Genomic DNA, 14,382 nt, shown 5'->3' with positions numbered 1-14,382 from the left:
ATAAACATGAGGGGCAATGCCCTGTTAAATAAAACCCTGTTATATAAAATACAGTGTCACTCTAAGTGTAATGAAAAAAGATTCACACGGATGAAGCACGGACAAGGAGCAAGTTATGTCTGAATTAAAAAAATCGTTAGGGACGCTAGATGTTATCGCCTTAGCATTTGGTGCAATGGTCGGTTGGGGCTGGGTCGTCTTGGCGGGCGGTTGGATTTTATCTGCTGGTACTTGGGGTGCGATGTTGGCATTCTTTATAGGTGGGCTGGCAGTGATACTGATTGGTGTGACTTATGCTGAGCTTGCGGCATCGATGCCCATCACTGGTGGTGAGCATACTTATACCCATCGCGCGCTGGGAGTCAATGTCTCCTTTATCTGTTCATGGAGTATCCTATTTGGTTATTTCTCTGTGGTCGCCTTTGAGGCAGTTGCCTTGCCGACAGTCGTAGAATATTTTATTCCTAATTATAATCAAGGTTATCTCTGGACCATTGCTGGATGGGATGTTTATGCCACATGGGTAGGGGTTGGGATGCTGGGCTCCGTCATTGTAACGTGGCTAAACATACGCGGTATGGAAGTCAGTGCATGGTTCCAAAAAACTGCAGTACTAGGTATTTTATTCGTCGGAACCTTGCTATTTATTGGTGCAGTGCTTTATAACCCTGAAACCTCTACAGCAATACAATCGCCAGCCTTCATTGGTGGTGTCGGTGGCATGATGGCCGTCATTGTCATGGTGCCCTTTATGTTCGTGGGTTTTGACGTTATTCCACAAGCGGCAGAAGAGATTGATTTAACTCGTCCTAATATCGGTAAGTTTTTGATTATCTCTATCGTCGTTGCGGTGATGTGGTATGTGGGTATCGCTTGGAGCGTGGGCACGACGTTGCCACTGGTACAAGCAGAAAGCTCAACCTTAGCCACAGCTGATGCCATGACCAATGCTTGGCAAGGCAAATGGGCAGGTATTTTACTGGTTATCGGCGGTGTACTGGGTATTTTATCAAGCTGGAATGCGTTCTTAATTGGTGGTAGTCGTCTACTTTATGCGATGTCAAAAGCGCGCATGTTGCCAGCTTTTTTAGGTAAGTTACATCCAAAATACAATACACCTTCGAATGCGATTCTCCTCATTGGTGGTTTAGCAACGCTAGCACCTTTATTTGGTCGCAAGATGTTGGTTTGGATCGTTGATGCTGGTGGTTTTGGTATCGTCATTGCCTATACCTGTGTTGCTATTTCATTCTTGGTACTACGCTACCGCGAGCCTGATATGGTACGTCCCTTTAAGATACCAGCAGGTAAGCTTGTCGGTATGATAACGATTGCGCTTAGCTTTGGTTTATTGATGCTATATATGCCAGGTATGCCATCAGCACTGACTGCTGTTGAATGGTGGATTTTCTTTGGCTGGACCGTCTTAGGTATTGTGTTATATAGCTATGCAAGGATTAAATATCCAGGTATTAGTGAATCGATTATGGCAGAAGAGCTACGTGAATTAAAAATCGTCAATCAATTGTGGTTAAAAGATAACCCACCTAAGCGCTAAGTTTTTCGATAAGATATTTTTTCATCAATGATCATTCAACAAAAAGCCTAACATTAAATGTTAGGCTTTTTGTTTATCTAAGAAAAACACTATCGATTACGATTTGTCACGAATCAACTTATAGTTTAAAAATTCAGTGATACCAAGGGTACCAAGCTCGCGACCAAATCCAGAGCGTTTAACGCCGCCGAATGGGGTATTGGCCTCACTACCAGAAGGCGCGTTGATAGTCACCATACCGACATCTAATTGCTCAGCAATCTCTGCTGCCAATGCTGCGTCTTGAGTTTGAATGGAAGCACCTAGACCAAATGGTACATCATTGGCAATTTTGATTGCATGCGCAATGTCATTCGCTTTGTAGATAACGGCGACAGGACCGAATAGCTCCTGACGATAGACATCCATTGAGTCATCAACATCTGCCAATACCGCAGGGGCAAACCAAGCACCTGGCTTGTCTTTAACGATGCCACCCTCGACTAATACCGTTGCACCGGCTTTGACAGCACTGTCTAACTGCTCTTGCAAATTATTTGCTGCCGCCTTCGAAGACATAGGGCCAATGAAAGTATCTTCATTTTGTGGATCAGCTAGGGTCATGCCACGCACGGCGTCGGTAAAGCCTTTAACAAACTGGTCGTACACGCTTTCGACGATGATTAAGCGTTTAGCAGCATTACAAGCCTGTCCAGTGTTACCAAAACGACCTACGATTGCACCTTGTACGGCCTGCTCGATGTCAGCATCCGCTGCGACGATAAAGGCATCGGAGCCACCAAGCTCTAAAACGACCTTTTTGAGGGCGCCACCAGCTACTTTTGCAACTGCTTGTCCTGCACGTTCAGAACCTGTCAACGAGACGCCTTGCACTCTGGTGTCTTCAATAATAGTCGCTGCTTGATCGTTGGTAGCGAAGACATTGTTATACACGCCACTAGGTAAGCCGGCGTCTTTTAGAATATCGACGATAACTTCTGCGGTGTTAGGGCACTGCGGCGCATGTTTTAAGATAATGGTGTTACCTGCCATCACGTTTGGTGCCACAAAACGAGCCACCTGATAATGCGGGTAGTTCCATGGCATGATGCCAAGTAAAACGCCAACTGGGAGCTTTTCTACTGAGGCAGAACCTTGATCCACATCAATGGTATTTGGTGCTAATAGTTGCTCACCGTTATCTGCATAATAGCGATAAATTTGAGCAACCAGTTGGAGCTCACCCTTTGCTTGTGCGAGAGGCTTGCCCATTTCGTTGGCAACGATACGTGCTAGCTCATCTTGGCGCTCAATATAGATGTCAGCTATTTTATTTAATAATGCACTACGTTCGCTAAGCGAGGTCTTTTGCCAGTCTTGATAAGCATTATTTGCTTGTTCAATAGCGTTTTGGATATCTTGTTCAGTGGCGGTAGGGTAAGTGGCTTCTACTTCACCAGTGGCTGGGTTATTAACTTGATAATCGCTCATAGTTATGTCCTTTTTTAAAATATTATTGGGTTCAAAATCCATTTGGGTCTATATTTTTATGCGGCTGCTTTTAGTTAATACTTTTAGTTGCTGCTTTTAATTGATGATTTTGGTTGCTGCTGCGTAATGCAATGAATATTGCCGCCACCAAACACAATCTCTTTCGTTCGTACTCCCACTACCTGATGTTGAGGAAAGACTTTTTCAAGCTGCTCGATAGCGAGTGCATCATTTATATCATCATATTGCGGTACGATGACAGCGTCATTACAAATTAAAAAATTGGCATATGAGGCAATACAGACGTCACCCGTTAAGCGCGCCTTGGCATCATCAGATTGTTCAATATCATAATGTTCAGGCAAGGTGACAGAGTTTTTGGTACAGCAAAGCTTATGGACTTTTAAACGTCTGCCTTTTGCATCAGTCATATTTGAGAGCTGCTCATAGGCTTTTTGCGTGGCTTCATAAAACGGATGCTTAGGGTCGTCAGTAAACAAGCAAACCACTTCACCAGGGCGCGCAAAGCAAGCGATATCGTCAATGTGACCTGTAGTCTCATCAGGATCAATACCGTCATCAATCCACAGCACTTTTTGTACATTGAGATAGGCTTTTAGCTTGTCTTCAATTTGAGCTTCGGTTAGGTGCGGGTTGCGCCCTGGGCTTAGCAGACACATGCGCGTAGTCAGAACCGTGCCTTCACCATCGACATGAAATGCACCGCCTTCCATCACAAAGTCATCCGTTCGATAGCGTTTGGTATCTAAATGGTCACATAAGCGTTCAGCCAGCTTATCATCGTCATCCTACGGCGAGTATAGCCCGTCATAGTCGCCGCCCCATGCATTGAATGTCCAATCACAAGCGCGTAGCTCACCTGCTTCATTGATTAAAAATGTCGGGACAGTATCACGCGCCCAAGCATCGTTGCTGGGCATGGATATGACGTCGATATCAGCAGGTAGACTATCGCGGCATGATTGATAGTCATCAGGATTGACCAGTATGCCAATTTCACAAAATCTGTTAATTGCCAGTGCAACATTGGCATAAGCTTTCTGAGCAGGAAGTGCTTGCTGTCGCCAATTATCAGCACGGTAAGGCCATACCATCCATATTTTTTGTATCGGCTCAAATTCTGCTGGCATGTAAAAGCCGTCTTGTTGTGGTATTGAGCCAGTGATTAATCGGTTCGGTAATAATGACATATAGAGCACCTTATTTGACGACTTTTTTTAGCGATGAGTGGAAAGAGCCTAAAGCTCGAGTGGTGGTCACGCCAAAAGATTTGATAGAGCTGAGCGAGCCGAGCAGTAGAGTGTCTCTAAAGCAGGTATATAACTGTAGCACCACCAAGAATCTGGGTTTTTTGATCGAGACTTATCAGCCAAACAGCTCAACGGAAGAAAAAATTGCTCATGAAGGTGAAGAAATCGGTACCGTCATCGAAGGTAAAGTGTTGATTCGTATTGAAGAGACCACCTACTTATTAAATGAAGGTGACAGTTATGTGATCGATACGATTAAACCGCATACTTTTATCAATCCTACTGATGGCGTGACTCGTATCGTTAGTGCGCATACGCCAACGACGTACTGAACAAAAATCAGCACAAGCTTTTATACAGTGATAAGTCCATATATTAATGCATTTTCAAAAGCGTATGATTATTGAACATACAGGATTGCCTTTTACTCACGCTATTTTCTACTAGAAAGTAGCGTTTTTTATATGTGTCTTTGAAGCAAGCTGATAAGAGGAAAGTTAATAATAGATAGGCAAGAAGTCAAATTAGAAATGACGCCAATTAAGCATCGTTTGGCTCTTCTGTTACTTTAGTACTATAAGATGTGTTGGGTTTGTCTTTGACCAACCTGACTTTATTGGCTGTTTTTTTATTAATGATGGGCTCAGAAGTCACGCCAAAGACTTTTTTGTGTCTTCTTACGGCTAAAGCATCCGCTGCCGCTTTTTCTTCTGCTAATGCCTGCTCATGCAGATTTTTATAGACGCCTATTGTCTCATCAATCATCTCACGCATGGTAAATTTGTTGGTCATCTCAGGGCGAGTCACACTTTCTAACTGATTGCGCACCGCTTTGCACAGTGCGTTGGCATTGTATTTTCTGACCAAACCTTGCGGATAGAGTGGGCGCAGAATTTCACTAAATGCCGCTTGATCCCAGCCAATGACAGGCGTACCCAAATGAATGGCTTGTAAGGCATTAATGCCGATAGATTCAGGCTGATTGGCAAGTGCCATGACGACATTGGCCGCTGACAACCACTCACGCATATCATTACGTTTGCTGCCGACATAAGTGATACGATCGGCTAGTCCCAAAGTATTGCTGCGTTGACGAAAATCTTCATGGGCGACATCGCCTGCGCGATAATCATCATCCATAATAATGGCATGGATATTGGGGAACTGCTCTTGAAGATTGCCCAAGATATCAATCAGCCATTCTTGACCATATTCCTTACCGATAATGGTTGGAAATACTAGCCATTTTTTATTCTCAAGCTCAGGGTATTCAGCAAAAGTATGACGTAGCCAATATACTGATGGATTATGACGATAAGGATAACGCCGCGTATCAACACCGCGGTAGATACGTTTAATGACTCTGGGGTCCAGCTCCTCACGGCGCAGCCCTTTTTTTAAGTAATCAGTCACACTATCAGACACAGTAATAATGGTGTGAACATCAAGCAAGGCTTGTGAGTATTTATTAATAGGATAGAAGCCATACATGGTCGATACCAGTTTTGGTCGACGTTTTACCCGTGCACGGCGCAGCGCTAAATGCAGTACCCATGCTGGTGTCCGCGAATGCACATGGATGATATCAGGGTCATATTTTTCAATCAGGCGGCGCAGTGGCGCGACCTGTAACAAGGACAGCCAAGACTTTTTGTTCATATATAACTGATGATAATGGTTGCCATCACGCTTTAGGCGTCTGACCAAGTCATTGTCTTCATTAGCGCTAGAGATAATAATTGAGGTATGCTCGTTTTTAACCAAAGCACGCCCAAGATGAAAAATACCGCGCTCGGATTCATCATGCTTCAAAGACGACAGTAAACGCATAACTTTCATAATGGCGTGAGTCACTATTAGAGGATATCAAGCTGCTATTGTCAGTGAAAAGCGTCTAAAACTCAACCACCAAGATAAAAAGATAGCATGGGACGATGACTATTATTTGTCGTCAATAAATACAGATAATATAAATAACAGTAATCAAATATTTAGCGCTGTTTTTTGAGGTGCGGCGCATTTGGCAGGACTTGTTTTTCACTCAAGTATTTCCAATAGCGCTGCGGTAAATATTGCTTGTGCAAACGTGGATTTTTACGCTCTTTGATATTGACGTTGGTAAAATAGCCTTGCCAAAAACGCTGATAACGTTGCTCATCTTCGCTATGAATGCTGGCAGGATTGCGCAGTACTGCCTCATCAAGCTCAGTAATGGTTTGCAGGGCTGCGGGGCGCTTGGGCGTGCTTTGACTTTTGTTATAATAAATACCATAGCCACGCGCCAAATCATAAATTGCCCAATGCTGATCTTGATAACGCTGACGAAAATGCTCTCCGATTAAAGGCAAAACATTAAAATCCGGCTCAACACGGGCAAAGTAAATGTCTTCAACTGTATGCTCAAAGCGTACAAAGGCTTCCATGCGGTGTTTTTCACGACCGACAGACTTGACCGTTTGCACGAGCTCTAAAACATTGAGATTACCCAAATCATCCATGATATGGCGACTTGGGTAGTTAATAGCGTATTTGACCACTTGAAACAATGTGCTACCAATATTGTCTTTTTCTGACAAAAAACCCCAAAGTAAATTGCGCATACCCGAGCGACCTAGGAGTTGATTCAACTTCGTAAGTACTCGTTCGGCATGGTTGGCATTGGTCTCTACACTAATGGCGTGAGCGAGTAATGACGGCACATAACAGTCCTGCGCAATAAGCTGTAGCGATGTATCGTCCTGTAAGTGATTGGAATAGACGTAAAATACTGCACTGAGCCACCCCTCAAAACTTGGCTCATAAAGTACAATACTGGGCGTCAATTGACCCAGCTGGTAATTTTGGTTTTTGACAAGTTCTGATAGTGATTGCGACATTATTTGTCCTAAGATAACTTCATGATAGTGGCTAAATTATCAATAATTTTGATATTTAAAACAAAGCCAACTGTCCACTGCGTTGATCTTTAAATTTCGTCTGCGTTTGCGCCAGCACATATTGACGAAAGTTGTCACGGGTTAAGTGTGCGAGATGCTCGTTTTTACCAGTAGTTGCAATGAAGTATTTGGCGCGATTGACCGCCGCGCCCATTTTCTTCAAGTGATAAAGTGTGAGCTGATTAAACTTGCGGGCTTTGACTATTTTCTTAGCCGTTTTTGTACCGATACCGGGAATACGTACAATCATCTCATAACTTGCTGTTTGGATATTGACCGGAAAATGCTCACGGTGGCGGATTGCCCATGCTAACTTTGGGTCGCAGTCCAAATCTAAAAATGGCGAGTCCGGTTCAACGATTTCGTGCGCGCCAAAACCATAAAAACGCATCAGCCAATCCGCTTGATAGAGACGGTTTTCGCGTATCATTGGCACAGGCGTACCGATAGCTGGCAGGCGACTGTCAGATAGCATTGGCACATAGCCAGAATAGTAAACTCGCTTTAAATCATAGTGTTTATAAAAATGACTCGATAGCTGAATCACTTGCAAGTCGGTCTCGTTACTTGCGCCAACAATAATCTGGCTAGTCTGACCTGCAGGCACAAATTTCGGCGCTTTTTTATGCGTTTTACGGCTCTCACGAATGGTGATGATTTCTTCTTTTACCGTCTCCATCGGTGCTTTTAATTGTTCGTGAGATTTTTCTGGTGCCAGTAACGCCAATCCTGATTTAGTCGGAATTTCGATATTGACGCTTAAACGGTCAGCATATAATCCAGCTTCTAATAATAATTCTTTTGAAGCTCCGGGAATGGTCTTTAGATGAATATAACCATTAAAACGCTCACGGGTACGTAATATCTTAGCGACCTCTACCAGTCGCTCCATCGTATAATCACCACTTTTAAAGATACCTGAGCTAAGAAACAGTCCTTCGATATAATTACGGCGGTAAAACTGCATGGTTAAATCAACCACTTCTTCAACACTAAAAGCAGCGCGCGGAGTGTCATTGCTTTTGCGCGAGGTGCAATAAGCGCAATCATATATGCAATGATTGGTCAGCAGGATTTTCAGGAGGCTGACGCAGCGACCATCTTCGGTATAGCTGTGACAAATACCGGTTGCTGAGGCATCGCCAAGGCCCCCGCCTTGGTTTTTGCGGGTACCAGCGGAGGATGAGCAAGAGACATCATACTTTGCCGCATCGGCTAAAATATTGAGCTTACCTTGTAGACGTTCATAATTGATGGTTGCCATAAGCGGTATTTACCATGTCAGTAATGAAAGACTATTTTAGCAAAATTAGCGTTAAGTCATTGTATTTATGAGTAAAATAGCAATGATAGACGACAACTGTTGTCGCCTATTCTGAGCTGCACTATACGATTATAAAAGCGCTTAAATTTGAAGCAATATAGTCAATGAAAAGTAATATCGATGCATTGAGTACTGCTAGTATTAATTTTTTTTGCTTGCTGTGCCTAGGCAGACAGAGGCTACAGAAAATTATACTAGCAGTACCGTAACGTTTTTAAGGTATTTTACTATGGTTTATGAATAGCCACAAAAAAGGCCTTGCCGGCTAGAGACTTAGCAAACAAGACCTTTTATTAGTTTTAGTATTTCTTAAGTTTTAATACTATAACTTCACTGCCGTATTTATTGAACTTTAGCGCGTATCACGACAGTCTGTGCAGCTTTAGGACTAAGATTTACCAAGTTCCATTTAAGACCTGAGTAATTTTCTTTTACCACTACTGTATTGCCAACTTGTTGGATAGTTTGATAGCTATCGCCACCAGTGGTCGCAAGCGTTGGTAGTGGACTGTTCAATGACACCATTCTGACGCCATTTGGCAAAGAAACCATGGCATTGATATCAGTCACTGGTTGTGCTGTGGTATTGGTATAAACGGTATGATACTCAATCACATCACCAGGCGCGATATGGTTGGCAGGTACTGCAACTTCACGTCCATCGCTATTTTTCAGGATTTTCATAACTTTGGTTTGCGCGTTGACCACATCAGGCGTACTAAAGGTTGGTTTGAGCTGCAAGGCTTCTATAGAAGTAATTGTTGTCATAGGGGTGGTGATCATCGGTGCATTGATTACTGACGTATTTATGACTGGCAGCTGAGTTGCCGTGGTAACAGGCAGTACTTGAGTCGTCGGTAATACTTGAGTGACAGTACTGGTCGGTACTGCGATGACATCAACACGACTGCTTTGATTGGTTATTTGGTTGGTCACCGGTACGCTAGTGACAGTCGCACTACCTTGAGTGACGACAGTATTACTAACACCATTACTGGCTACTTGGCGAACCACGTAGCGCGGTACATTGGTAACCTGCGTCACAGCAAACGGCATGCCATCTTGCATACCAATGCTATTAGGCGTAGCAGTAATGACAGCTGTTTTACCATCAGAATACTGCTCGACCACGGTGGTACTACCGCCCGTAGAAGGTAGAACGGTCACTTCAGTGGCGGCATTGGCAGCAGACATAGCCATAACAGTGCCTGCCAACAGTGTGGATACCGCCGTGAATGTAGCTGTTTTTTGCATCACAACGAATGAGCGATTAATAGTGGTGGTCATAATAAAGTCCTTTAAAATGATAATAAGTAACACAAAAATAGAGAACACTTAAATAAGAAAGCCCAGATAAGAAAACCCCCGTTAATTGACGCTGCAGGGGAGGTCAAATAACGGGGGCAGCATTACTGATAATAGTAGTAAATAGCCAGACGATAAAAGCTATCTGTCAAACCGTCCTATCAAACTATTGATTTATCCGTGATTATTTTAATTAGTTGCTAAGCATACACTTAGCAATCTCAACTCAAGAATTATGCGCTAAAACGAGTTAGGTAGAAAAGCAGCGTTGTGTAACTGCTATCCTATAAATGATGACTTTTTGTGTGGTTTACTTTATCTAATTTCTTAAGAAAGTTACTATTTGATTCACTACAAAAGACGACTATATTAATCGTAAATGACTTTCATAATTTCGTATTCAACCACACCTTTTGGGGTTTCAATACGCGCTTCATCGCCCTCAGATTTACCAATCAAACCACGCGCAATCGGTGAGTTAACAGAGATTTTACCGGCTTTGAAATCCGCTTCGTCGTCACCAACGATTTTGTACTGCTTTTCTTCTTCAGTGTCCATGTTTTCAATAACGACGCTGACGCCGAATATCACACGGCCATCTTTTGGTAACGTCGTAGGATCAATCACTTGCGCACCGCCAAGTTTGGCTTCGATGTCACGGATACGAGCTTCACAAAATCCCTGCTGTTCACGCGCTGCATGATATTCAGCATTTTCTTTCAAATCACCGTGTTCGCGCGCTTCAGCGATAGAGGCGGTGATGCGAGGACGGTCAATACTTTTTAACTGTTTTAATTCGGCTTCTAAAGCCGCATGTCCTTGCGGAGTCATGGGATAACGTTGCATGTTTTTTCCTTAAACCAATAACACGGGCACCATCTCCTACTCTTAGTGAATAGTGAGATGGTGTCAGAGTTGTTGCAATGGGTATAAAATAAAAAAAGAATAATGATGCAGACAGCGTAACCAGTCAGGTCGCTATCATTCATTGATATCAATTCAATAATCTGGGTGTTTAAGCTTACGTAATAAAAAGCATAGTCGCAGTTTAGCCACTATGCTTTTTAGGTCTATCATTTAAATTTTATTTCAAGCATGGTCTACATTATTAAACGCTACACTATGCTCAAATAAGCTCCTAGGCAAGCCTAACGGTTATGCTTAATCTACTGAAATTATTCAGCCAAGTCAATAGAGCTATACAATAGACTTTGCTTGCTCATGTAAATCTTGTAATTTATACACCTCAAAAGGTAGGTCAATCGCATAAGATTTACAAACGGCATCTGCTGCACCCAAAGTCGTGACGTAGAACACTTTGCCTTGTAGCGCGCTACGACGGATAGAGAAAGAATCCTCTTGTGCCTGCTTACCTTCAGTCGTGTTAATAATAATATCGATTTTGCCGTTTTTTAAGGCATCAACGATATGTGGGCGACCTTCGGTGACTTTGTTAATTTGCTTGCATTCAATACCATTGTCACTTAGTACTTCTTGCGTACCAGTAGTCGCTACAATGTTAAAGCCAAAGTCAATCAGCTGACGAGCGATAGGGGAAATTTGCTCTTTATCGCTATCACGTACTGAAATAAAGACGGTTTTGGTTTCACCTTCAGTTGGCAAACCGGGTAAACGCTCATTACTACCGATAACCGCTTTGTAGAATGCTTCGCCAAAGGTTTTACCCACGCCCATCACTTCGCCAGTCGATTTCATCTCAGGGCTCAAGATTGGGTCAACACCAGGAAATTTAGCGAATGGGAAGACGGCTTCTTTTACCGCAAAGAATGCAGGAACGATTTCTTTCGTAAAGCCTTGGTCTTTAAGCGACGTGCCAGCCATACAGCGTGCTGCGATTTGTGCTAAAGAAGTGCCGATACATTTAGAGACAAACGGTACGGTGCGCGCGGCACGTGGATTGACTTCTAAGATGTAAACCGTTTCACCTTTTACCGCAAACTGGACGTTCATTAAGCCGACAACACCAAGCTCTTTTGCCATGGCGACGGTTTGTGCGCGCATCACATCGCACAGCTCATCAGACAACGAGTAAGGAGGCAATGAACAGGCTGAGTCACCAGAGTGGACACCCGCTTGTTCGATATGCTGCATGATACCGCCAATCACCACATCTGTACCGTCGCTAACACAGTCGACATCGACTTCGATGGCATCATCTAAGAAGCGGTCTAATAGAACCGGCGCTTCATTTGATGCTTGTACCGCAGTGCGCAAGTAATGTCTTAATTCATCTTCGTTATAAACGATTTCCATCGCGCGACCACCGAGTACATAGGATGGGCGTACAACCAGCGGATAGCCAACATCTTTTGCTTTGACCAAACCGTCTTCTAAGCTCGTCGCCAAGGCATTGGTTGGTTGCACAAGATTCAACTGCTGAATCATATGTTGGAAGCGTTCGCGGTCTTCCGCACGGTCAATGGCATCAGGGCTGGTACCAATGATTTTAACGCCAGCAGCTTCAAGCGCGCGGGCGAGCTTCAATGGCGTTTGACCACCAAACTGTACAATCACGCCGTCAGGATTTTCGATACGGACGATTTCTAACACGTCTTCTAATGTGATTGGCTCAAAGTAGAGACGGTCAGAGGTGTCATAATCGGTAGAAACGGTTTCAGGGTTACAGTTGACCATGATGGTCTCGTAGCCGTCTTCGCGCATGGCAAGCGCCGCGTGTACGCAGCAATAGTCAAACTCGATACCTTGACCGATACGGTTAGGACCACCGCCGATAACCATGATTTTCTTGTTATCGGTAGGATTGGCTTCACATTCGCTATCGTATGTTGAGTACATATAAGCGGTGCTGGTAGCAAACTCTGCTGCACAAGTATCGACACGCTTATAAACTGGATAGACATTTAAGTCCCAACGTTTGGTACGTAGCTGCTTTTGTGAGACGCCAAGCAACTTAGCCAAACGCAAATCTGATAAGCCTTTACGCTTAAAGCTGCGTAAATTATGCTCAGTTAAGCCGCCAAAACCTAACGCTTTAACTTGTGCTTCGGTTTTTACGATATCTTCGATTTGTACCAAGAACCATGGGTCGATTTTGGTTAGTTTGAAAACGTCATCGACGCTCATGCCGATACGAAAAGCATCAGCAATATAGTAGATACGTTCAGGCGTTGGAATGGTTAAGCGGTTGGTGATTTCGCTACGCGCTTTTTCAATACTTACTTTTGATAAGTCAATTTGCTCATCAAAACCATCATTGCCAGTTTCCATACCGCGTAATGCTTTTTGCATCGACTCTTGGAAGTTACGACCAATCGCCATGACTTCACCAACTGACTTCATTTGCGTTGATAATACATTATCGGCTTGTGGGAATTTCTCAAAGTTAAAACGAGGAATCTTAGTGACGACATAATCAAGCGCAGGCTCAAAGCTGGCTGGGGTTTTGCCGCCCGTGATGTCATTTTGCAATTCATCTAGGGTATAGCCAATTGCTAATTTTGCCGCAATTTTTGCAATCGGGAAGCCCGTGGCTTTTGAGGCCAATGCTGATGAACGTGATACGCGTGGGTTCATTTCGATGACGACCATACGACCCGTTTCAGGGTTGATACCGAATTGCACGTTTGAGCCGCCCGTTTCGACACCAATCTCACGCAGTACTGCTAGTGAAGCATTACGCATGATTTGATATTCTTTATCGGTCAGCGTTTGTGCTGGAGCAACCGTGATTGAGTCGCCGGTATGTACGCCCATCGGGTCAAAGTTCTCAATCGCACAAATGATGATGCAGTTGTCGTTTTTGTCACGAACCACTTCCATCTCATATTCTTTCCAACCGATGAGCGACTCATCGATAAGCAATTGATGGTTTGGCGATAAGTCAAAGCCACGCTCGCAGATTTCAATGAACTCATCACGGTTATAAGCGATACCGCCGCCTGAGCCGCCCATCGTGAATGATGGACGAATGATGCACGGATAGCCCATTTTTTCTTGGGTCGCAAATGCTTCTTCCATGGTTTCAGCGGTTTCAGCACGTGGACACTCAAGACCAATACGCTTCATGGCTTTATCGAACAAGTTACGGTCTTCTGCCATCTCGATAGAGTCTTTGGTTGCCCCAATCAATTCGCAGTTATATTTGGTTAATACACCGTGCTTGTCTAACTCTAAGGCACAGTTTAGAGCGGTCTGACCACCCATCGTTGGCAAGATCGCGTCAGGACGCTCTTTAGCAATGATTTGCTCAACCGTCTGCCACGTAATCGGCTCGATATAGGTCGCATCCGCCATGGTTGGGTCAGTCATGATGGTCGCAGGGTTTGAGTTGACCAAGATGACGCGGTAGCCTTCTTCTTTTAGCGCTTTACACGCCTGCGCGCCTGAGTAGTCAAACTCACATGCTTGGCCGATGACGATAGGGCCTGCGCCAATGATAAGAATGCTTTTTATGTCGGTACGTTTTGGCATAGTTAGGGCTACCTTCGTTTGAGTGATATTTTGAGTAATCTGCATTTTAACGATATGTTCAATAAC

At 43.9% G+C, this 14,382-nt stretch carries 9 protein-coding genes and 1 pseudogene; 2 read left to right on the top strand and 8 right to left on the bottom strand.

Annotation, left to right across the window (positions count from 1 at the left end; translation table 11 throughout):
- Positions 1–115: 115 nt before the first annotated feature.
- Positions 116–1,558, top strand: a complete 1,443-nt coding sequence (locus tag FQ083_RS02840) for an APC family permease (protein WP_133105330.1) — start codon at positions 116–118, stop codon at positions 1,556–1,558.
- A 96-nt stretch (positions 1,559–1,654) separates the two neighbouring features.
- Here the strand turns inward: FQ083_RS02840 and FQ083_RS02835 are convergent, their stop codons facing one another.
- The gene (locus FQ083_RS02835) at positions 1,655–3,028 is read right to left on the bottom strand and encodes an NAD-dependent succinate-semialdehyde dehydrogenase (RefSeq protein WP_149408753.1); all 1,374 of its coding nucleotides are present in this window, start codon (positions 3,026–3,028) and stop codon (positions 1,655–1,657) included.
- An 83-nt stretch (positions 3,029–3,111) separates the two neighbouring features.
- A pseudogene (aguA, locus tag FQ083_RS02830) lies at positions 3,112–4,179 on the bottom strand (agmatine deiminase).
- A 74-nt stretch (positions 4,180–4,253) separates the two neighbouring features.
- Here aguA and FQ083_RS02825 point away from each other — a divergent pair.
- Complete coding sequence (locus FQ083_RS02825) at positions 4,254–4,631, top strand: cupin domain-containing protein (protein WP_227673000.1); 378 nt, start codon at positions 4,254–4,256, stop codon at positions 4,629–4,631.
- A 208-nt stretch (positions 4,632–4,839) separates the two neighbouring features.
- Here the strand turns inward: FQ083_RS02825 and FQ083_RS02820 are convergent, their stop codons facing one another.
- From FQ083_RS02820 to carB, 6 genes are all read right to left on the bottom strand, one after another.
- On the bottom strand, positions 4,840–6,138 hold the full coding sequence (locus tag FQ083_RS02820; protein WP_149408752.1) for a glycosyltransferase: 1,299 nt from the start codon (positions 6,136–6,138) through the stop codon (positions 4,840–4,842).
- Positions 6,139–6,290: 152 nt separating this feature from the next.
- Positions 6,291–7,175 (bottom strand): TIGR03915 family putative DNA repair protein, encoded by an 885-nt coding sequence (locus FQ083_RS02815; RefSeq protein WP_149408751.1) that lies wholly within the window; start codon positions 7,173–7,175, stop codon positions 6,291–6,293.
- 55 nt (positions 7,176–7,230) lie between these two features.
- Entirely contained in the window at positions 7,231–8,499 is a 1,269-nt protein-coding gene (locus FQ083_RS02810) for a putative DNA modification/repair radical SAM protein (protein WP_149408750.1), read from the bottom strand.
- Between the two features lie 402 nt (positions 8,500–8,901).
- A complete protein-coding gene (locus FQ083_RS02805; protein WP_149408749.1) occupies positions 8,902–9,846 on the bottom strand; it encodes a hypothetical protein in 945 nt (314 codons plus the stop codon).
- A 387-nt stretch (positions 9,847–10,233) separates the two neighbouring features.
- Positions 10,234–10,710: a transcription elongation factor GreA gene (gene greA / locus FQ083_RS02800; RefSeq protein WP_011513174.1), complete on the bottom strand. Its 477-nt coding sequence runs from the start codon at positions 10,708–10,710 to the stop codon at positions 10,234–10,236.
- A 351-nt stretch (positions 10,711–11,061) separates the two neighbouring features.
- Positions 11,062–14,316: a carbamoyl-phosphate synthase large subunit gene (gene carB / locus FQ083_RS02795; RefSeq protein ID WP_149408799.1), complete on the bottom strand. Its 3,255-nt coding sequence runs from the start codon at positions 14,314–14,316 to the stop codon at positions 11,062–11,064.
- Positions 14,317–14,382: the final 66 nt, after the last annotated feature.

Source organism: Psychrobacter sp. ANT_H59, from assembly GCF_008369225.1.
In the GTDB taxonomy this organism is placed as follows: Bacteria; Pseudomonadota; Gammaproteobacteria; order Pseudomonadales; family Moraxellaceae; genus Psychrobacter; species Psychrobacter cryohalolentis.
This window is presented reverse-complemented; position numbering and strand designations above follow the sequence as displayed.